The 20,086-nt window shown below is 69.6% G+C and carries 22 protein-coding genes; 8 read left to right on the forward strand and 14 right to left on the reverse strand.

Going from position 1 to position 20,086, the window contains the following annotated elements:
- Window positions 1-141: 141 nt before the first annotated feature.
- The 14 genes from FHS07_RS15995 to FHS07_RS16870 form a co-directional block, all read right to left on the reverse strand.
- Window positions 142-528 carry a single stranded DNA-binding domain-containing protein gene (locus FHS07_RS15995; RefSeq protein ID WP_130110735.1) on the reverse strand — a complete coding sequence of 129 codons (387 nt, stop codon included), beginning with the start codon at window positions 526-528 and terminating at the stop codon, window positions 142-144.
- A 72-nt stretch (window positions 529-600) separates the two neighbouring features.
- Window positions 601-834: a hypothetical protein gene (locus FHS07_RS16000; RefSeq protein WP_183420896.1), complete on the reverse strand. Its 234-nt coding sequence runs from the start codon at window positions 832-834 to the stop codon at window positions 601-603.
- Between the two features lie 69 nt (window positions 835-903).
- Entirely contained in the window at window positions 904-1,320 is a 417-nt protein-coding gene (locus FHS07_RS16005) for a hypothetical protein (protein ID WP_183420897.1), read from the reverse strand.
- 43 nt (window positions 1,321-1,363) lie between these two features.
- Window positions 1,364-1,612 (reverse strand): glutaredoxin domain-containing protein, encoded by a 249-nt coding sequence (locus FHS07_RS16010; RefSeq protein WP_099197018.1) that lies wholly within the window; start codon window positions 1,610-1,612, stop codon window positions 1,364-1,366.
- Between the two features lie 350 nt (window positions 1,613-1,962).
- On the reverse strand, window positions 1,963-2,268 hold the full coding sequence (locus FHS07_RS16015) for a hypothetical protein (protein WP_183420898.1): 306 nt from the start codon (window positions 2,266-2,268) through the stop codon (window positions 1,963-1,965).
- 33 nt (window positions 2,269-2,301) lie between these two features.
- Window positions 2,302-2,931 carry a DUF6349 family protein gene (locus tag FHS07_RS16020; protein ID WP_183420899.1) on the reverse strand — a complete coding sequence of 210 codons (630 nt, stop codon included), beginning with the start codon at window positions 2,929-2,931 and terminating at the stop codon, window positions 2,302-2,304.
- Between the two features lie 33 nt (window positions 2,932-2,964).
- A complete protein-coding gene (locus FHS07_RS16025) occupies window positions 2,965-3,852 on the reverse strand; it encodes an ArdC-like ssDNA-binding domain-containing protein (RefSeq protein WP_183420900.1) in 888 nt (295 codons plus the stop codon).
- 335 nt (window positions 3,853-4,187) lie between these two features.
- The gene (locus FHS07_RS16030) at window positions 4,188-6,218 is read right to left on the reverse strand and encodes a hypothetical protein (protein ID WP_221189607.1); all 2,031 of its coding nucleotides are present in this window, start codon (window positions 6,216-6,218) and stop codon (window positions 4,188-4,190) included.
- A 214-nt stretch (window positions 6,219-6,432) separates the two neighbouring features.
- Window positions 6,433-6,690 carry a hypothetical protein gene (locus tag FHS07_RS16035; RefSeq protein ID WP_183420901.1) on the reverse strand — a complete coding sequence of 86 codons (258 nt, stop codon included), beginning with the start codon at window positions 6,688-6,690 and terminating at the stop codon, window positions 6,433-6,435.
- A gap of 61 nt (window positions 6,691-6,751) precedes the next feature.
- Window positions 6,752-7,636 (reverse strand): FHA domain-containing protein, encoded by an 885-nt coding sequence (locus FHS07_RS16040; RefSeq protein WP_183420902.1) that lies wholly within the window; start codon window positions 7,634-7,636, stop codon window positions 6,752-6,754.
- Window positions 7,633-9,024: an AAA family ATPase gene (locus tag FHS07_RS16045; protein WP_183420903.1), complete on the reverse strand. Its 1,392-nt coding sequence runs from the start codon at window positions 9,022-9,024 to the stop codon at window positions 7,633-7,635. Before FHS07_RS16045 ends, FHS07_RS16040 begins: the two co-directional genes overlap by 4 nt.
- A gap of 14 nt (window positions 9,025-9,038) precedes the next feature.
- Window positions 9,039-10,121, reverse strand: coding sequence for a M23 family metallopeptidase (locus FHS07_RS16050; protein WP_183420904.1), 1,083 nt, complete (start codon window positions 10,119-10,121; stop codon window positions 9,039-9,041).
- A complete protein-coding gene (locus tag FHS07_RS16055; RefSeq protein ID WP_183420905.1) occupies window positions 10,121-10,660 on the reverse strand; it encodes a hypothetical protein in 540 nt (179 codons plus the stop codon). Before FHS07_RS16055 ends, FHS07_RS16050 begins: the two co-directional genes overlap by 1 nt.
- Before the next feature lies 1 nt (window position 10,661).
- A complete protein-coding gene (locus FHS07_RS16870) occupies window positions 10,662-10,961 on the reverse strand; it encodes a helix-turn-helix domain-containing protein (protein WP_343054745.1) in 300 nt (99 codons plus the stop codon).
- A gap of 129 nt (window positions 10,962-11,090) precedes the next feature.
- Here FHS07_RS16870 and FHS07_RS16065 point away from each other — a divergent pair, with 129 nt between their 5' ends.
- The 8 genes from FHS07_RS16065 to FHS07_RS16100 are packed head-to-tail and all read left to right on the forward strand — an operon-like array spanning window position 11,091 to window position 20,047.
- The gene (locus FHS07_RS16065) at window positions 11,091-11,699 is read left to right on the forward strand and encodes a DUF6668 family protein (protein ID WP_183420906.1); all 609 of its coding nucleotides are present in this window, start codon (window positions 11,091-11,093) and stop codon (window positions 11,697-11,699) included.
- A gap of 11 nt (window positions 11,700-11,710) precedes the next feature.
- Complete coding sequence (locus FHS07_RS16070; RefSeq protein WP_183420907.1) at window positions 11,711-12,013, forward strand: hypothetical protein; 303 nt, start codon at window positions 11,711-11,713, stop codon at window positions 12,011-12,013.
- Window positions 12,014-12,026: 13 nt separating this feature from the next.
- Complete coding sequence (locus FHS07_RS16075; protein WP_183420908.1) at window positions 12,027-12,782, forward strand: DUF8175 domain-containg protein; 756 nt, start codon at window positions 12,027-12,029, stop codon at window positions 12,780-12,782.
- Window positions 12,783-12,785: 3 nt separating this feature from the next.
- A complete protein-coding gene (locus tag FHS07_RS16080; RefSeq protein ID WP_183420909.1) occupies window positions 12,786-14,429 on the forward strand; it encodes a TrbL/VirB6 family protein in 1,644 nt (547 codons plus the stop codon).
- Window positions 14,429-15,940 carry an SCO6880 family protein gene (locus FHS07_RS16085; protein ID WP_183420910.1) on the forward strand — a complete coding sequence of 504 codons (1,512 nt, stop codon included), beginning with the start codon at window positions 14,429-14,431 and terminating at the stop codon, window positions 15,938-15,940. Before FHS07_RS16080 ends, FHS07_RS16085 begins: the two co-directional genes overlap by 1 nt.
- Window positions 15,940-17,568: an ATP/GTP-binding protein gene (locus FHS07_RS16090; RefSeq protein WP_183420911.1), complete on the forward strand. Its 1,629-nt coding sequence runs from the start codon at window positions 15,940-15,942 to the stop codon at window positions 17,566-17,568. Before FHS07_RS16085 ends, FHS07_RS16090 begins: the two co-directional genes overlap by 1 nt.
- Window positions 17,565-19,352 (forward strand): type IV secretory system conjugative DNA transfer family protein, encoded by a 1,788-nt coding sequence (locus FHS07_RS16095; RefSeq protein WP_183420912.1) that lies wholly within the window; start codon window positions 17,565-17,567, stop codon window positions 19,350-19,352. The genes FHS07_RS16090 and FHS07_RS16095 overlap by 4 nt, the downstream gene beginning before the upstream one ends.
- A complete protein-coding gene (locus FHS07_RS16100) occupies window positions 19,352-20,047 on the forward strand; it encodes a DUF4913 domain-containing protein (RefSeq protein WP_183420913.1) in 696 nt (231 codons plus the stop codon). The genes FHS07_RS16095 and FHS07_RS16100 overlap by 1 nt, the downstream gene beginning before the upstream one ends.
- Window positions 20,048-20,086 lie beyond the last annotated feature (39 nt).

Consider the following 20,086-nt stretch of genomic DNA (forward strand, 5'->3'; position numbering starts at 1 on the left):
CGGGTTCCGCAACCTGACTAACTACATCGCCCGAAGCCTGCTCGAGACCGGCGGCTTCAGACCCCAACTCCTACACCCCCGATTGGGATGAGCCCTGTTAGGGGTGCGCCCCACGGTGGAGGCGCACCCCTGAGTGCGGGATCAGAACGGGGTGTCGTCGCCCTGGTCGGCGGTCGAGGGCTTGCCGACCACGCGGACGCTCTGCCCGCGCAGGCTCACCGCGATTTCGTCGGCTCGGACCTCGTGCTGCAAGCGGCTCCCCTGGTCGCCCTTGTACTCGGTGACGCGGTAGCGGCCGGAGAACGTGACGCGGATGTTCCCCGACTCCTCGGCCGCCTCGACGAGGTTCTGCGCCTGGTTGCCGCTCACGGCGACGTCGTAGGCGACGGTGGGGCCGTCGGTGTAGCTGCCGTCCTCCTGGCGGATGCGATCACTGACGAGGACGCGGGCGTAGGTGTACGGCCCGTTGTCCCCCTCGCGGAGGGTGGGCGTTGCGGCGAGGTTGCCGGTGCGGGTGATGTAGCTCATGATGTGCTCCTTCGGTTTCGTCCCGGTAGTGGGAACAGTACTATTAGCGGGAATGGGGGTACAAGGGGATAGCTAAGGACGCTCGACCTCCAATCGCCGGCCATCCATCTGCGACGGGTACAGCACGTGCTCGACGTCGCTGGTCGGGTGGGGGTTCACGAGGCGCACGCCCTGGACACTCCCCGCCCCGATGTAGCCGAGGCGCTGCGCGACGATCCGCGCCGGGCGGTAGGGCCGCCCGTCCCAGCTCAGGATGCGGTCGCCCGCGTGAAGGTCGGCCAGCTTGGTGATGATGAGGTTCTGCATGTCGCGTCCTGGTTCCGTATCATCTCTAGTTCCGTGTAACTCTAATAGTACTATTAGGGTTACTGAGGGTCAAGCCTTCTTAGCTTCTTCGGCCAGCAGCTTTCCGACCGTTTCGGCCAGCAGCCACAGGCGATCGGCCGTCGCGCGTTCTTCGGCGGTGTAGTCGCCATAGGCGGCCTGGTGCTCGAAGTCCTCGCGGCCGCGCCGAGCCATGCTCAGCAGCATGTCGATTCCCTCGCACAGCTCGCGGTCGACCGGGACAACCCGCCCGCCGCCGTCGACGACGAGGCTCAGCGGTTCGGCCATCCCGTGCACGTGCATGGCGTAGCCGTCGCCCTCGCGCTCAACGTAGGCCGTCAGGATCGTTCGCGACTCCTCGTCGTCGAAGTCCACGCGCCCGTAGCTGTCGGGGGCGTCCCCGAGCGGCCAGAGCTGCGGCTCCAAGCGGGTGCCACGGTCATACGGGGTCAGGTTGCGATCGCTCATGATTCCTCCTGTAACGGGATTAGTACTATTTGGGGTAACGGGGTCAGGCTGCGAAGTGAGCGGCGACGCGCTCGATCTGATCGGGTCGGAGGTCGCACCAGTGATCGTCATCGTCGACCACGACGACAGGGGCCACGGTGTAGCCCAGTTCCTCGGTCACGTACTCGCGCGCTTCGGGGTGCTCGGTGATGTTGACCTCGACATAGGGGATGCCCTTGCTGTCCAGCATCATCTTCGTCATCCGGCACTTCCCACACTGGGGACCGGTCGTGTAGACGGTTAGCGCTTCCATTTCGTGATCCTCCCACCCCACTCGTTTTTTTGCCGTGAAGGCGACTTGTCGCCGCTAGGGAGAGCCGGCCGGAGTGCCCGTGACCGTGGAATACCGGACTGAGCGAAGCGAGGGAGGATATGCCGCGAAAGCACTGGCGCGCAGGTTGGCCGACCGTATGCTGCCGAAGGCTTCACGGCAAAAGAACGGGCCGATAGGCCCTGGCAGTCGGCCGGCTCCGTCCCGGCCGTCCGTTAGCCGGCGCCGGCTCCGTCCGGTGTCGGCCGCCGTGGTCGTGAGCTGGGGCACCTGGTCGGGGAACAGTACTGTTCCCGCCACACGCGACGGCGACGGGAACAGTACTAATAGGGTCACTCGCATTGCTGGGAGGCTGCGATCCGGGCGGCCACGTTGCACACGTCGTCGGGGGTCACTTCGTCGAGGAGGATCGTTCGGGTTCCGCCGTCGAGGTCGATCCACCACACGGGGCGCACGGTGTCGGCGTCGATCCCGGCGCGGTGCTCGGGGAGGTCTGACGATGGGTCGACCGGGCCGAAGTAGAGCTGAGGAGTCCAGCTATCCGCGCCCATGTCGGTGTAGATCATCGTCGGGAACGGGAGGAGCTGCGCGAGGTCGTCCAGCAGCGCGGCGACGTCGCTTGGGGTCAGGGTGTGCATGTGGTTCTCCTAACGGGATTAGTACTATTCGGGTCAGTTGTTGGGGGCGGCGAGGTCGTAGCCGCCGAAGGGGGAGCGGCCGCCGACGTGGCGGCCGCCGTACGGGCCGCGTCGAGTGATGACGGGTGCGCCGGGGCGCTGCCACTCGGCGGGGTAGTTCTCTGCGCACCACTTGGCCGCAGCGGCGCGGGCCTTCTTCTCGTCGGCGGTGCTGAGCTTGGTCGGCAGGATCGGCAGGGCTCGCCATCCGGGCATCGCGTGGTCCTGCCAGGCTTCTACGGCCTCGTTCTCGTGCTCGGTGATGACGTGCCAGCGGCAGGGCGGGCAATTCGCCTGGTACATCAGCCCGCCGGGGAGCGGGTCGGCGCTGTGGTCGTGCTCTGCGAGGTCGCACCGGGTGTCGGCGTTGAGCATGTGCAGCTCGTGGGCCTCGTCGCTGGCGGCGACGTCCTGCCGACCGAAGTACGCGCGGTGCCACATGTGCGAGCGCATCAGGCATCCAAAGTTCCCGTGTTCGCCGGTCCAGCGCTCGAACGCGGCCGCGAGGTCGTCGGGGTGGTGGTACTCGGTGACGTACCGCAGCGGCACGCCTTCCCAGGGCATCGCGGCCACGGCCTCGCGCTCGAACTCGGCCATATCGAACAGGGTCGACTCTCCGTGCATGACCTTCTCCTAACGGGATTAGTACTATTTGGGTTACGCGGCGACGGGCTCGGGCTCGGGCTCTGTGATCGCATCGGCCAGGGCGTGCGCGGTGCGCAGCACGTTCGCCGCGGTGGCCTTGATCGTCTCGGCCTCGCACTTGCTCCACCCGGCGACGTAGCCGACGCTGTAGGCGCTGGTGTCGAGTCCGAGAATCCCGGCGACGATGTAGGCGACGCTCTCGGCCTCGGTTTCCTTGATCCCGCGGTGCTCGACGTACTCGGCGTGATCTTCCTCGGCGTGCAGGATGACGTGGGCGGCCTCGTGAAGGGCGGTCTTGGCTGCCTGAGCGGGGGAGAGGTCCGCGTCGATGACGACGCGCTGCGTGCCGTCGGTGGTGGTGTATCCGTTGGCGGCTCCGGCGATCTGCTCGCGCTCGACGGTCCAGCCCTTGCCGGTGAGGTAGTCGGCCACGGCGTCGAAGATGCCCGCGGGGTCGTCTCCGGTGAGCTGGCGCGCAATGTCGGCCGGGTCGCCCGCTTCCTCGTCGATGAGGTCGGTCTGTCCCATGTCGAACACGGACACCGGGAAGAATCGCACTCGGCGCTGTTCCTCCTCCTCGCCGGTCTGCTCGTTCTCGACCGTCTCGCGCACGTCGCGGCCGCCGAAGATGCGGATTCCGCGCTCGCCCTTGCGCACCTGGCGGTTGAGCTTCTGCCACGTCCGGTAACCGGCGACGTGTGACGCCTCGGGGCACTGGGCGAAGATCAGCAGCAGGTTTCCCAGGCTGTAGCGGTGGAACGACTGCGCGAAGGTCAGGAACCGCGCCCACGTCTCGGACTCGCGCAGCGCCTCGACCTGTTCCGCGATCGTCGCTTGCAGGGCCTCGGCCTCGGCGCGACGCTCCTCGGGGCTCTTGGTGTTCTTGACTGTGCGTGCCATGTTCGGAACCTCCACCTAACGGGATTAGTACTATTTGCGTCTGTCTCACCCCCACGTTTTTTTGCCGTGAAGGCGGGTTACCGCCGCTAGGGAGGGCGGCCGGAGTGCAACCCGGAGGCGGTGGGGGAGAGAGTTTCGGCGCGATGTGAGGGAGCGAAGCGACCGCGTGCCGAAAGTCTCGGAGGAGCCGGCGGCGCAGCCGCTTGCATGGAGGTTGGCCGACCGTATGCTGCCGAAGGCTTCACGGCAAAAGAACGGGCCGAAGGCCCTGACAGCGCCGGCATCGCCGGCTCGACCAGCGAGCCGGGGGCTCGCCTCCGCGCAGCGGATCGTCGCTAGGCGACTCGCCGTCGTGGTGTGTCGTTCGGTTTGGTGGCGGGGCCGTCGCAGTACCGGCACCTGACGCCGATCGTCATCCCGTGGGCGCAGTAGCCGGGATCGATCCATTCCGCGTCGACGGCTTCGGCGTCGGCGGCGTCGACGACGGTTCTCGAGCGGAGATCTCCGTCGGCGTTGCGGTCGTACGGCCGCACGGCCGTTCCCTCGCGCTCCTCGACGATGATGCGACGAGCTGCGGCGTAGTCCAGCCGGCCATCGGGTCGGCGCGGGTGCGGGCCGTAGGCGTGGGTGCCGTCGTCGGGGACGAGGGAGAGCTGCCCCCGGCTCGGTCGACGTTTCGCGTCGGGTCGACGGGGTGCGTGCATCCACGCCTCCTCGGCCTTCCACCAGGCCCATGCTTCGCGCTCGACGCGGTAGCGGGTGGCGCGGGCGTCGAGTCGCCCGGCGACTCCGGCGCGCTCGGCGGCCACGTCGAGGGGGAGCGCGTCGACGCGGTGCCAGCCGTCACGGGCGCGCTCGACGATGCCGGCGTAGGTGAGGCGGTCCAGCAGTCGACGGGTGCGTAGCGGGTCGGCGCCGATCAGGGGGGAAAGTTCGTCGAGGGGGCGAGCCGTGGTGTCGATTCGTGCGTAGAGGTTCCCGGCCAGGTGCCCGAGCGCAGGGCGGGTAGCGGTGAACAGGTCGTGTGCGGCATCCGTTGTTCGTGCGCGGAGCGTTGCGAGGATCGCCGTTCTCTCAGCGGCCCCGGCCCCAGGGGGGCGCGGGTTCGCTTGTGACCGGGCATGATCCAAGTTGCTGTGGAGAGCGCTCTGAGGGTCGATTGTCCAGTGAGCGGCGCGGGGTCCGTCCGCGGCCGCGGTCTGGGCGATCCATCCGTCCTCGGAGAGGCGCAGCAGCGCCGTCCTGGCCGTCTCGCGGCCGACACCGGCCAGTAGGGCCAGGCGGCGGGTATCGGCTTCCAGAGAGCCGCTGAGGGCGTGCAGGGCGAGAGCGCACAGCACGTCGAGGATGCGGCGATCAGCGGGGCCGCCTCCGCGGGCCCAGCGGCCGGCTGCGGCGTCGGCGCGTTGCTGGACGTCGCGCACGTGCGCAGCGATCGCGTCAGCGCGACGGTCGAACGTGGGATCGTCCCCGATCTGGCGGTCACTGGCCGCGACGTAGCGCACGGCCTTGTCCCACTGGCGGGCGAGGACGCGGCGCTGTTCGCCGCGGGGGCGGTTCACGCGGCCGCGGGTGGTGACGCGGCTGCGGACGTGCTCTAGGCCAGGCTCGGTGTCGACGAGGGCGGTGACGTCGGCGTGCCGCCACCTGGCGGCCGCTGCGCCGATCAGGACGCGCCAGAGCGTCGCTGAGGCGTCGGTGGGCGTCTCGTGCAGCGCTGCGGCGCTGACGGCGGGGAGCTGGCGGCGCGGGCCGACCAGGTGCAGACGCCCGTGGGCGTCCAGCGGGAGGGGCGCGTGCGGGTCGATGGTGCGAGCGGGCTCGGTGTCGTCGACGAGGCCGGCGAGGAGGCTCACGAGCGCGCGCACCTGTGCGGCGGTGGCCGTGGGCGCGCTGAGCGCGTCGAGGTCGCCCCGGAGGACGGTGGAGTGCCCGCCGGCACGGTGGGGCGCTCCTGGGGGCCGTACACAGCCCGTCACGGGGTTGGTGAGCGGAGAGAGGTCGAGGGTGGGGCACAGGTGCCGCGCAAGACGGGCGAGGGTCGCGACGGTTTCGGCGCCGACGGACTCGGCCAGGCCGACCCATAGGTGGCGGCCGCCGGTCGGCCCGGACTCGCAGAGGACGTGCGACAGGCCGACGTCGGAGAGGAGGCCGGAGAGCACGTCGGCGTCGCGAGCTGCGGCCGCGGGGTCGCCGTGGGCGTCGAGGTCGAACGCGAGGAGGCGGAACCGCTGATCGGGGCCGGCGAGGTAGACCGCCCACGGGCGCTCAGGGGCGACGGCGCCGATCGCGCGATCGCGGTACTCGTTCGCGATCGTCCCGTAGGCGTCGACGACGGCCACGCGCACGCGGGGGCGCGGGCTCACCGCAACGGTGAGCGCCCACGACTCGCCGTCGCGATTGCGATATCGCTTTGCATCCGGGCGCGCTATGATGGCACCAACTTCCTAGATCTAGGACATGACAAGGCCCCGGCCCTGTCTGCCGGTTCTTGGGATTGCCTTGATCTACCGGTCGCCAAACTCAGAAGATCAGGCACTTAGCTCTGGCCCCCGTCTCGTAGAGGCGGGGGCTTGCTTGTTATGCGGCTCTGGTCGCGGCCTCCCCGGGGATATCGAGCTGGTTCGCGCGGTCCCGCGCGGGAGGGTCAACGAGCGGCATTCCGCCGTTCTCGCTGACGAGCTTCGTAATGAGCGCGTCGAGGTAGTACGACATGGTGACGCCGGATGCCTCGGCTGCTTCGCGCACGTCGTCGCGTGCGGTGGGGGATACACGGCCCTGTAGCAGGACCGTCGGCGCGTCGTTGGGACGTCGCGCGCGTCGGCCGTAGTCGCTCATAGGGCCATCGTGCCGGGATTATGCATAAACACTGCGGCGACGCGCCGACGGCGGGCGTAGGTCACTGCGACCGTGCGACGGTGCAGTAGACGTCGCCCAGAAGGATCGTCGCGCCGTCGGGAATGACGGTGGGCTCGCCGGGCGTAAGCCAGTGCGGCGGGGCCGACTGCAGTTCGATGCCATTCGCGGAATCGAGGTCGGTCACGACGATGCGCCCGGCGTCGTCGACGTCGATCGTCGCGTGGGTGCGCGAGAGCATCCGTCCAGGCGTGACGACGGTGAGCGCTTCGCGTCCGTCGACGGGCTCGGGGTTGCGGCCGATGACGACGTGCGGGCCGGCGTCGACGCTGCGCTGAGTGTTGAACGCCAGGTGCAGGACGGGCGCGGGAGGCGCTGCGGAGGCCGCTGCGCGCCGGCTGATGCGTGTGTGCTCGACGTCGTGCAGCTCGTCGAGCTCATCGAGCTCGACGGGGCTCGGCCGGGTGACCGGCGCGGCCGCGAGGGGTGCGACGGTGTTCGGTTCGGCCGGCGGAGCGACCTCAACGCGCAGCGGTTCGTCGACACCGCACTGGACGCACGTTGCGGAGGTCACCGGCTGTAGCCGGCGGCAGACGCGGCAGCGTCCCTCGTCGATGCTGAGGCCGTCGGGGGCGGGAATGGTGCCGTCGGCGCCGATGAGCTGCACGTAGCCCTCGGGGCGCACTGCGAGGGCGTGTGTGCGGCCGTCCTCGGTCACGTCGAGGCGGATCGGGCGGCGTAGCTGGGTGCCGATCGCCACGGCGCGCGCGATCATGCCGGTGCGGAGCGCTGCGACGGACTCGGCCGCGCACGCGCGGCTGACGCCGTTGATCGTGAGGGTTCCTGTGCCGTCGTGTGTGACGGTGGCGGCGAGCCGGGGCCACTCAGGGACGCGATGCAGCCCTGTGAGCGGCTGTGTGGCGTTCATAGCCCGCGGGCGACCGCCGCGCCCGCTGCGAGCCACGCACGCTGCGTCTGGGGGCGCAGGGAGCCGAAGCGCAGCACTCCGTCGACCATCGCCGGGTCGTGCGGGACGGTGACGGCCTCGCGCGCGAGGGACTGGTAGCCGTCGGCCACGCGCGCGAGGTCGGCGGCGGTGGACTTCGGGTCGGCCTGGTTGACGATCACGACGGCATCCCGCGCCAGCTCGGCCGAACCGGCGTCGCGCTCTGCGAGGGCTTCGAGGAGAAGCGCGCCGGCTTCGGCGTGGTCGTCGCGGGTGGTCGTGGCAACCACGAGCTGGTCGGCGTGGTCGATCATGCGCAGCCACATCGGGTCGGACTCGTCGTTGCCGGAGTCGATGAAGATCAGCCGGTAGTACTTCGCGGCGACGGCGTGAATCGCGTCGACGTCGCTGGGCTCGACGCGCTGCTCGTGCGCGAGGGCCATCGGCTTGCTGCGGAGCACGTCGAACCGGTCGCGGGTCTGGTGGTGGACGTAGTGGGCCAGGTCCGCGGACTGCGCCCCGGTGCTCAGGAGCCGGTCGACCTGGGGGAGGAGGTCAAGCAGAGTCGCCTCGTGCGGCCCCTGCTCGGTGCGCCAGCCGAGCGTGCCGCGGGTCTGGTTGTTATCCCACGTGAGCACGCCTGCGCCGCCGTGGCGGGCGAACACGGCCGCGAGGAGGACGGTCGTCGGGGTCTTGCCCGCGCCTCCCTTGCCGTTCACGACGGCGATCGTGCGGGGGCCGGGCCAGTGCTGGGAGACGGCGAGCACGTCCGAGCGCTCGGCGCGCTCGGATTCGCTGGGGCTCATGCGGATGCCGGCACGGGTGAGCGCTCCGCGCCATCCCTGGGTTGCCGGTTCCTCCATCTGCTCGTGCGTGAGGAACGACTGTCGGGCCTCGCGTCGGCTGGGGTACTCGGTGGCCGGGGCGGGAGCCTGGCGCACCCACGCATTGCCGTCGGCCGCGGGGGCCGGCGCTGCGGCCGGGACGTCGGGCGCGGGCGCGAACGCCGGAACCTCCGGCGTGGGGGCGGGTGCGGGAACCTGGTCGATCGGCGCGGGCGTCGACTCGACAACGGGCGCGACGTCCTCGATCGGCGCAGGCCGTGCGGGCAGGCTTTCATCGGGCTCTACGCTGCCGTCGGGGTGGACGATCAGCGGCCACTCACCGTCGGGGCCGCTGGTGGTGACGCGCACGGGGCGCTGCATCTTCGTGGCCGTGTCGGCCACGCGAGCGAGGATCGCGGCGCGAGCATCCTCGAGAGTGGTCGTCTCGATCGGGTGCGACGTGCCGTTGATCGTGACCTCTCCCGATCCGTTCGCGAACGTGCGCGCCGCGATCTTGGGGAACGTGGCTACTTCGATGCTGCTCATGGTCGTCTCCTGATCTACTGTCGGAGCTGGATGCCGACCTCTGCCATGAAGGGCGCGGGGTCGACGTTCTCGCCGTTGACGCGCACTTCAAAGTGCAGGTGGCATCCGGTGGATTCACCGCTGCTGCCGACGCGAGCGATCTGCTGGCCGGCCTTCACCTTGTCGCCGGTCTGCACGAGCATCCCGGAGTCGTACATGTGGAGGTAGCGGGTGGTGACCCCGCCGCCGTGGTCGATCGAGATTGTGCCGTTGCCGGAGTCGTCGAAGCCGCGAAACGTCACTACGCCGTCCTGTGCGGCCCAGATCGGGCCGTCGCAGCCGCCGCCGGCAAGGTCGGTGCCGGCGTGGAGTCGCTGCGTGCCGTAGATCGGGTGAATGCGGATGCCGTAGGGGCTGCTGACGGGGCCGGCGCCGGGGGAGGCCCAACCTTCGGCGCTGACTTCGCCGGGAAGCAGGCCCGCGCATGTGCCGCCGCTGGCGCTGCCGTCGCCGGAGTCGAGGCCGGTGCGGACACCGCTCAGGCCCTCGACGATCTGCACCGCGCCGTCCCAGAACTTCGTGTAGTGGTACGGGTCGGCGTTCACCTGAGTGCGGTGGGCGACGATCGTCGGTTCCAGCGACTCGCGGTCGGGAACCTTCGTGGTCATCGCGTTGAAGAACTTCGTCGACGAGATGTACGGGTCCAGGCGCTCCTCGCGGGTGCCCCATCCGTCCTGTTGCTGGAACAGGCCGATCGAGGTCGTGCGGGTGCCGTCGGGGTTGGTGACCCCGCCGGTTTCCCAGTCGCCGTAGTCGATGTTTCGCAGGCTGGATTCGCCCATCGCGCTCATGACGCCGATGGTCTGATCGCGGGCGTTCAGGCCGAGGTCTTTGCCCGCCTGCATGACATATGCGGCGTTCACGAGCTGCTCGTGGCCGTAGCCGGCAATCTCCGTCTCGGGGACGGATGCGGGATCGATCGAGACGCTCGATCCGCCGTTGCCGGCGCTCGGCCCACAGTCGTCGTCGCCTACAAGAAGGAGCCCGAACAGGGAGCCGACGATGAGGAGCGGCACCGCCGCGATCGCGTGGGCGGCGCTGCCCTTGGGCGCTGCCATCAGTTCACCCCTTCGGGGAGGATGAAGCGCCCCGCGAGCCACGGGGAGTCGGCGTCGGCACGGCTGAGCACGACGCCGTAGGTGCCGGCGTTGGTGGGGACGTCGACGAACGCGACGTAAGCGCTCGTGTCGTCGGTGATGACGGCGGGGCCGGTGACGCTCGTCGCGACGATGCGCGAGGGGTCCATGTAGGCGTAGTCCTGCGTGGCCTTGTTGTCGAGGAGCGGCTGCAAGCCTGCCCACCACTGCTCGAACGGAAGATCGGGCCGCGCATAGGCGGTCATCACGGCGACCGCGGCCGCCGTGGCGCTCTCGCGCGATTCGTCATCCCACGTAGGCACGGGCCGGGGGCCGTGCGTCTCTCCGCTGTCCTCGTCGATGAGGCCTTCGGGAGCCGGGGTGAACTGGTCAAGGTCGGGATAGATCGGGCCGGTGCTACTGGCGCTGGGGGTCGGCGCGGGCGCGTCGTTCTGGCCGGTGCAGGCGGTCAGGGCCGCCGCGGTGACGACTATGAGTAGCGCCGTCCCGATCTTCCGCATGTCAGTCCCCTTCGTGCCGTTCTGAGTTGATGACGACGACCGGGCCGGTATCGCGAGGGACATTCGCACCCCGACGCAAGGTGTCTTTCAGCTCGTCGCGGATGATGAACCACGTCGAGCCGACCTTGTAACCGGGGATCAGTCCCTCGCGGAGCCACGTGTACACGCTCTTGTTAGAGACTCCGAGTCGTTCTGCTACTTCGGTGGGGCCGAGCGTCGGAGGGCTCTGCTCGAATAGGCGATCGAGCGCGTCACACGCCTCGCTGCCGCTGCTCACGGTGAGACCTCCTGTTGGCTCCACGGTCCTAGTGTACCGGTTAGGGCATGTTTGTATAGGTTCAGGTTCATTCGGGTTCACCCTTCCTTGTTTGGGCGCTTGGGCGTAGGATTCCCTTATTAGGGTGAATCTCACTGTACCTAGGGGGGCAACATGAGCGACCCGCTCAACCCGTGGCTTTCTCGGCCGACGACGCCGCCGCCTACCGAGGCGGCTCCGATCGCGGCCGTGCCCGACACGTTCGGGCCGGTGGCTCCGCAGCGAGGAATCCCCGCGCCGGATCGCGTCGACCAGCTGCCGATCTATGACCGCAACACCACGGCTGCGCTGTGGTGGGTAGGTGCACACGGTGGAGCGGGAGAGTCGACGCTCGCGGCGCTCATGCCGGGCTCGCAGGCGGCGGGCCACTCGTGGCCGCGTACCGCCTCGACGACGCCCGCACGGACGGTCCTCGTCGCACGGTCGGACGCCCGCGGGTTGCGCGCAGCGCAGGCCGCGATGCGGCAGTGGGCCGCGGGGCTCGTCCCGTCTGTTGAAGTCTTGGGCCTGGTCGTCATGGCTGACGCACCTGGTCGACTGCCTCGCTCGTTGCGCGACCTGATGCAGGTCGTCAGCGGGGGAGTCCCGCGCACCTGGTCGGTGCCGTGGGTCGATGCATGGCGTGTGGGGGAGCCGCCGGCTCTCTCATCTTCTCCGCGTGAAGCTCAGCGTCTCGTCGACGAGCTGACCGCAATCCTCGGTGCCGCCGGCACCCTGAACTGAAAGGCAACAGCATGTCCGTTATCGACGTGTTCCACGCGGCGGCCGACACCGCCGTGAACTTCGCCGGCGTCATCCCCGACCCGGACCCCGTACAGCCTCCGGGCACCGAAGGCGTGACCATCATCCTGTCCTGGCTGAAGTGGATCGGCTACGTCGTCGTCGGCGGCGCGATCATCGTCGGCGGCATCCTCATCGCCGTCAGCTTCCGCCGCGGCGAGGGCCACGATGCCCTGCCGAAGATCCTTTGGCCGATGGCCGGAGCGATCGTGATCGGTGGTGGTGCCGCTCTCGTCGGCATCCTCGCCGGGGCCTGAGAGGAGAGCCGTCATGGCTGAGGACGACGACACCCAGCAGAACCCATTCACCCGCCCCGGCTTCATCGTCGGGGCGGTCGTGGTGGCCGCGCTCATCGTGACGGCCATCGTCCTGACGGTTCTCAACCTGAACCGGGACAACGACGCCGCGCCGCCGGCTCCCGACCCGTCGTCCAGCGCCACAAGCAGCGCCGCCCCTACCCCGGAGCCCTCCGGGGTTGCGGGCGGCGCGAGCGTTTGTGGCCTGGCGGGCGAGGAGCTGTCCGGGACGGTGACGACGGCTCCCGCCGCCGAATGGCGGTTCCAGGACGTCTACGCCTTCCCGACCTCTCCCGCGGCGGGGCCGGGCGAGACGGCCCCGGAGGGCTACCCGTACTGCTTCCAGCACTCGCCTGAGGGTGCGCTGTTCGCAGCCGCAAACGTGACGATCATCGGCTTCGGACCCGCCGAACAGCGACAGGCATTTCTCGAGTACGCCCTGACGGATGGCCCGTACCGTGACACCCTGCTCAACGCTCAGGGAGCGGCGGCACCGTCTGACGTGCGGGCGTCTATCGCCGGCTTCCGCATGCTCGCGTACGACGGCGAGTCCGCTCGTGTCGACATCGCGTTCCGCGGCAGCAGCAACGGCCAGAGCGTCAACGGCTCTGCTGTCCTCGAACTCGTCTGGGCGGACGGCGACTGGAAGCTCGACGCCTCGAACCCTGAGCCTGCACGCCTCGCTGAGCTGCCGGACCTCTCGGGTTACGTGAGCTGGACGGAGGGGTAGAACATGGCCGCGAGTGAATGCGCGCCGCTCGACTTCGGCTGCAAGGCCGGCGAGTGGGCAAACAGCGTCGTCGGTGATGCCATCCAGAACATGGCGGATGCCGTCATGGAAGCGTTCGGAAAGGCTGTCGCCTCGCTCGGCACGCTCTGGGTGAACGTCGGCACGCCGAACCTGACCGGGACGGGCGGAGGCTCGTCGATCGCGGCGGGTGCGACCGCTCCGAACTCTGACGGCATCATTCAGGTGCTCGGCTGGGTCACATGGATTGCGATCGTGCTCGCGGCTATCTCGATCATCCTCCTCGGCGCTCTCATCGCTACGCGGATGCGCAACGGTGAGGGCTTCCAGGCCGCGGGCCGACTGGGGATCGTCCTCGGTGCAATCTTCCTCATCAGCGGCGCGACGGCGCTGGTATCTGGCCTGCTGCCGAACGGGCCGCAGGGCGCGGGCGGTGCGGTGCTGTTTCTGCAGTCGTCGCTGTGGTGGTACATGGGCGCAGCCGCGGTCGTGTCTGTCATCGTCGGCGGCGTTCGGATGGCGTGGGAACAGCGCGCGGAGCCCGGCAAGGAGACGGTCAAGAGTCTGCTGACTCTGATCGTCGTGGCGGGTGCCGGCGTGACCATCGTCGGGCTGCTCGTGTCGGCGTTCGACTCGTTCTCCGTGTGGATTCTCAACGGGGCGCTGAACTGCGACGTCGGGACGGATACGGCGTGCTTCGGGAACAACATCGCGACCCTGCTCGCCCTGACGACGAACCCGGCGACGGGCGGGCTCGGCGCTCTGCTCATCATCATTCTGGGGCTGATCGCGATCCTCGCGACGGCCTTCCAAATCGTGCTGATGATCGCGCGCGGGGGCATGCTCGTCATCCTGACGGGCATCCTCCCGCTGTCGGCGGCGGCCACCAACACCGAGATGGGTAAGGGCTGGTTCAAGAAGAACGTCGGGTGGCTGGTGGCGTTCATCCTCTACAAGCCGGCGGCCGCGATTGTCTACGCCGCGGCGTTCCAGCTCGCCGGAACGAACGTGTTCCAGGACGACGGGACGGGCTTCATCGCCGTTCTCACGGGCCTGATCCTGATGGTGCTCGCGCTGTTCGCGATGCCCGCCCTGATGCGGTTCGTGACCCCGCTCGTGGGGGCCATGTCGGCCGGTGCCGGCGGCGCTCTCGGCGTTGCTGCTCTCGCCGCCCTCCCTACGGGTGCGGCTTCGATGGGTCGCCTGGCGACGGGTTCCGGCGGCGGCTCGTCGGGCGGTTCGGGCTCGACCGGCTCGCCGGGGTCTACGGGCTCCACGGGGCCGTCGGGAGCGAACGGCGGGGGTCAGTCGGCGCCGCAAGCTGCGCAGGCGTCTAGCGCTGCCGGTGGCGGCACGACGGGCGCGGAGGCGTCCTCCGGTGCGGCCGCTGGTGGCACGGGCGCTGCTGCGGCATCTGCTGGTGGAGGCGCGGCCGCGGGTGGCGCTGCGGCCGGTGGAGCTGCTGCCGGGGGTGGAGCTGCTGCGGGAGCCGCGGCCGGCGCCGCTGGCGGCCCGATCGGTATGGCCGCGGGCGTCGCCCTCGGCGCTGCGAAGCAGGCAGGACAGGCGGCCACTGGGGCCGCACGGAACCTTGGTGACCAAGCGACAGGTGAAGGGAGCGGGAGCTGATGGCGACCGTAGAGACAAGCCGTAGGGGCGTGCGCACCTACGGGAACTGGCGTCAGCCGACCTCGCCCGGCCTCCTCGGGCTCGGGACGGTCGGCACGGGCTTGATGTTCGTTGCGCTGCTGATCGTGATCGTCGTGCTGATGACGACGGGCATCATCCAGGCGTTCGTGACCGCCGCGGTGTTCGGCGGTCTGATCCTGCTGCTGACCATTCGCGACGGCGACGGGCGCAGCGTGCTCTCGCGCACCGCGAACCGGGTCGCGTGGACGTCGACGAAGCGTCGACGGGCGAACATCTACCGCTCCGGGCCGCTGGGGCGTTCCGACTGGGGAACGAACCAGCTTCCGGGGCTCGGTGCGCAGACTCGGCTCTCCGAGCACGAGGACTCCTACGCGCGGCCGTTCGCGATGATCTACTCGCCGCACGCTAAGACGTACTCGATCGTGATCGGCACTGAGCCTGACGGCGCGGCGCTCGTCGACCAGGAGCAAGTCGACCTGTGGGTGGCCGACTGGGGCCACTGGCTGCGCAACCTCGGTGATGAGCCGAACATGGAAGCGGCCGCGGTCACGATCGAGACGGCTCCCGACTCGGGTCGCCGGCTGCGCCGCGAGGTCGAGACGAACACCGACCCCGACGGCCCGGACTTCGCCAAGGCGATGCTGGGCGAGGTAGTGCTGAGCTACCCCGCCGGCTCGTCGACGGTGAAGGCGTACGTGACGCTGACGTTCGCGGCTGCACCCCGGAAGGGTGCCAAGCCGCGCAAGCCTGACGAAATGGCGCGTGAGCTCGCAGCTCGCCTCCCCGGTCTGACCGCGAGCTTGCAGGCGACGGGTGCCGGTGCGGCGCACCCGCTGTCGGCGCAGGAGCTGTGCGAGACGATCCGGGTCGCCTATGACCCGGCCGCCGCGACGCTCATCGACGACGCGCACGCGGACGGGGAAGTGCCCGATCTGCGGTGGAGCGACGTCGGCCCGACGGCCGCGCAGGCCGGGTGGGATGGCTACCGGCACGACTCGGCCAAGTCCGTGACGTGGGCGATGACTCAGGCTCCCCGCGGGCTCGTGCAGTCGGGCGTCCTCGCCCGGCTGCTGGCTCCGCACCGCGACATTGCCCGCAAGCGCGTGACGCTGCTCTACAAGCCGATCGACCCGGCGCGGGCAGCAACGCTCGTGCAGTCGGACGTGCGAGCTGCGGAGTTCAAGGCGACGTCGACGCGGAAGCCGGCCGCGCGTGACTCGCTCGCGCTGCGGTCGGCTCAGGCGACGGAATCGGAGGAGGCATCGGGCGCGGGCCTGGTGAACTTCGGCATCCTCGTCACCGCGACGGTGCTTGACCCGGCCAAGGAGGCCGACGCCCGCGCCGCGGTCGACAACCTCGGCGCGACGGCACGGCTTCGCCTGCGGCCCGTCTACGGATCACAGGACAGCGCTTTCGCCGCCGCGCTGCCGCTGGGCCTCGTGCTCACCAAGCACGTTGCCGTCCCTGCGGCGCTGAGGGAGCGTGTGTGATGACCCCGGATCAGATTGCCCTCGCCGTCCTCGGCGGGCTCGTCGTGCTCGTGATCGTCGGTGCGCTGCTGTTCGTGCGCACCGGGCAGAAGAACACGGATGCGGGCTCGTCGACGTCGGCCGGGGCTCTCACCTCTCGCGGGTGGAGCGGCCCCGGCGGCGGCATGTCGAACTTCATCCAGCCGCCCGCCGAGTGGCGCGGCACGACCGTTCAGGTGTGTGGCCTGTGGCCGTACTCGATCGGTGCCGGCACTCCGATGGTGGGTGTCCCGCTCGGCCGCCACATTCACACCGGGGCGACGTTGTGCTGCGACCCGATTTCGTGGTTCCAGCGCGCGAAGCTCATCAGCAACCCGTCGCTGTTCGTGCTTGGCAGGCCGGGCCTCGGGAAGTCGACGGCCGTCGCCCGCATGGCGATCGGCCTCGCCGGCTACGGCGTGCAGCCTCTCGTGCTGGGCGATCTGCGCCCGGACTACGTGGAGGTCATTCGCGCGCTCGGCGGTCAGGTCATCACCCTCGGCCGCGGCCGCGGGTATCTGAACGTCCTCGACCCCGGCGAGGCGAAGGAGGCCGCTCAGCGGCTCGTCGACGCCGGATTCGAGAAGGAGGCCGGCGAGGTCTTGGAGGACGCTCACGGCCGCCGTCTGGCTATGGTGTCGTCCCTGCTGACGATCCTCCGCAAGTCCGCGCCGAGCGACGTTGAGGAATCGATCGTCGACCAGGCGCTGCGCTACCTCGACCGCCACTTCGAGGGCATCCCCGTTCTGGGCGATCTGCTGCGCGTCGTGCAGGAAGGGCCGGAGGAGCTGCGCCAGGTGGCCGTCGACCGCGGCGACTTCGCGGAGTATCAGCGCATCACGCGCGGGCTGGAAGCGTCGCTCATCAGCCTCTCCCGCGGTGGCCGCTTGGGCGAAATGTTCTCCAAGCACACCACCAACCCCATGCGGCTCGACCGCCCGGTGGTCTACGACATTTCGGCCATCGGTGAGGCTGAGGGCGATCTGCGCGCGGCGACCCTGCTCGCCTGCTGGTCGAACGGCTTCGCGACGGTCAACATCGCGAACGTCCTCGCGGATGCCGAGCTGGAACCGCGCCGGCACTACTTCGTCATCATGGACGAGCTGTGGCGCGCGCTGCGCGCCGGGAACGGCATCGTCGATCGCGTCGACTTCCTCACCCGCCTGAACCGTCAGGTGGGCGTCGGCACGGCGATGATTTCGCACACGATGGCCGACCTGAGCGCCCTCCCAGAGGAGGACCGATTGAAGGCGAAGGGCTTCGTAGAGCGCGCCGGCATGGTCATGTGCGCCGGCCTGCCGTACACCGAAATGCCGGAGCTGACGACCGTCATCCCGTTCTCGGAGGCCGAGCAAGAGCTACTGACGGGCTGGCAGGACCCGCCCGCGTGGGACGCCGCGTCGGGCCGCGAGGTCGACCCTCCCGGCCGCGGGAAGTTCCTCGTCAAGGTCGGCACTCGGCCGGGTATCCCGGTCGAGGTTCGCCTGACGGAGGCTGAGCGCTCGATCCGCGACACCAATCAGCGGTGGTACGAACAGTCCCGCACCGGCCGCCGCGCGCTGCGTGCGGTGGAGGAGCTGGTCGAGGAGCACGAGGAGAGGGTGTCATGAGCACTCCGAACAACCGCCGCCGCGACCCCGGCGGCTTCGGCGCGGAGACGCTGATGCTCCTCCTGGGTATCGGCGGCGTCGTGGCCGCGATCGTCGTACTGAACGTGGCCGTGCGCCTCGGGCACCAGCTCGACGGAACCGGCGTCGAGCTGCCCAGCGACCCCTTCGCGTTCACCCTCGGCGTGATCCTCGGTCGGGTGCCGTGGCCGGCATCCGCGACCTGGATCGTCGCGCTGCTCCTGGCGATCGTCCTCGCCCTCGTGGTGCTGGCGATCGTCGGCGTCGTCCGCTACCGGAAGGGCCGCACGCGCGTCGACCGGGCCAGCAGCTACATGGGTCGAGGGAAGGACGTCGAGGGCCTGAGCAAGCGCAACGCGCAGGCGCAGGCGACCCGGCTCGGCGTCACCGGCTCTCTCGGCGTGCCGATCGGCAAGACCCTCGGTCAGATGCCGCTCTACGGCACCTGGGAGGACATGCACATCGACATCTGGGGGCCTCGCACGGGTAAGACGACCTCTCGGGCCGTCCCGGCCATCCTGGACGCTCCTGGGGGCGTTCTCGTGACCTCGAACAAGCGCGACGTCGTCGACGCGACCCGCGACGTGCGCGCGGAGGCCGGCCCGGTCTGGGTGTTCGATCCGCAGGGGATCGCGCTCGAGAACCCTACGTGGTGGTGGAACCCGCTCAGCTACGTCACCGACGAGGTTCGCGCGGCCAAGCTGGCCGATCACTTCGCCTCGGGCTCACGCGATCCGGGAGCCAAGACCGATGCCTACTTCGACCCCGCGGGGCAAGATCTCCTCGCGGGGCTCCTGCTCGCGGCCGCGCTCGACGTGCGCCCGATCACCGACGTCTACACCTGGCTCACCCGCCCGACGGAGGAGGAGCCGGTCGACATTCTCCGGCGTCACGGCTACGACCTCACGGCCGACCAGGTGCGCGGGGTCATCACGGCCCCGGAGAAGCAGCGCGGCGGCATCTACGGCACGGCGCAGCAGATGGCGTCGTGCCTCACCAACCGCCAGGTGGCCGCGTGGGTGAACCCGCAGGGCAACCCCGATCTGCGTCCGCAGTTCGACCCGGCCGCGTTCGTGCGCGACGGTGGCACCCTGTACTCGCTCTCCAAGGAGGGTCGCGGGACCGCCGGCCCGCTCGTCACGGCGCTCACGGTCGCCGTGGTGGAGGCTGCGGAGGAGCTGGCCGCCGGCTCTGCCGGTGGCCGCCTGTCGGTGCCCCTGCTCGGGGTGCTCGACGAGGCCGCGAACGTGTGCCGGTGGCGTGAGCTGCCGAACCTCTACAGCCACTACGGCTCGCGCGGAATCGTGCTGATGACGATCCTGCAGTCGTGGTCGCAGGGCGTCGACGTGTGGGGCGAGTCGGGGATGCGCAAGCTGTGGAGCGCATCGAACGTCAAGGTCTACGGGGGCGGCGTCTCCGAAGATGCGTTCCTGGAAAGCCTGTCCAAGCTGATCGGTGACTATGACCGTCAGGCGTCGTCGGTGTCCTCCGGCCGTGGCGGCCGCAGCGTGAATCAGCAGCTTCACCGTGAGCGAATCCTGGACGTGGCCGACCTCGCCGCGATGCCGAAGGGTCGCGCCGTGGTGCTCTCCTCCGGGAACCGGCCGACGCTCATCCGCACGCAGCCGTGGATGACCGGCCCGCACGCGGAGAAGGTGAAGGCGTCGATCGCCGCTCACGACCCGCAGGCGTCTCGAACGATCATCGAGGCGCAGGAGTCGGTGCGTGAGGTTGCGATCGCGAACAGCGAGAAGGGCGCGGCCTGATGAGCGACGACTGGGGCGACGAGGAGCCCGGCATCGAGGCGCAGCCGTTCGAGCTGGACGAGCGCGACGAGCCCGGCGCGGAGCTGCCCGAACGGGAGCCGGGCCGGCTGTTCGGAGTCGACATTGCCGACGTCGCGAACGCTCTCGCCGCTCCGGCGATTCGCGCCGTGGTGCAGAAGGCCGTCACGGGCGCGGTGAAAGACGCTGTGCAGGCCGAAGTCGACGAGGCCCTGGACCCCTCGGTGATCGAGGAGCTGCAAGCGCAGGCGGCCACGGCCGCCCGTCGCGCTGTCACCGCGGCGATGGATGCGCTCGACGAAGAGCCGGCCGACGAGCAGCCGACGCTATACTACGGCTCGGTCGACGAGTTCGTGCGCGAGTACCTGGTGAAGAACTACCGTCGCCGCGTCGACGGCCAGCGCACCGTGTGGGCGGCCGACTGGTGGAACTACCCGGAGGCGACGATTCGTCTCGATGCGCTGTGGCGGGCTTGGGAGCACCTTCGCCTGGACCCGACGACGGGCATGAGCGTCTGGTATCGCGACCACGCCGAGCACCACATGAGCGTGCTGCTCGACCCGTCCGGGCCGTTCGCCGCTGCCGGCGAGGGCAAGAACCGCGAGAACGTCAACGAGAAGGGCGCAGAGCTGCCGTACACGGCCCCGCCAGACGGGTTGTATCCCGACCTCCGATAGACCCGTGTTCGGTGACGCGGTGCTGAGCTGGGACCAAAT

The sequence above is a fragment of the Microbacterium proteolyticum genome (assembly GCF_014192415.1).
Classification (GTDB): Bacteria; Actinomycetota; Actinomycetes; order Actinomycetales; family Microbacteriaceae; genus Microbacterium; species Microbacterium proteolyticum.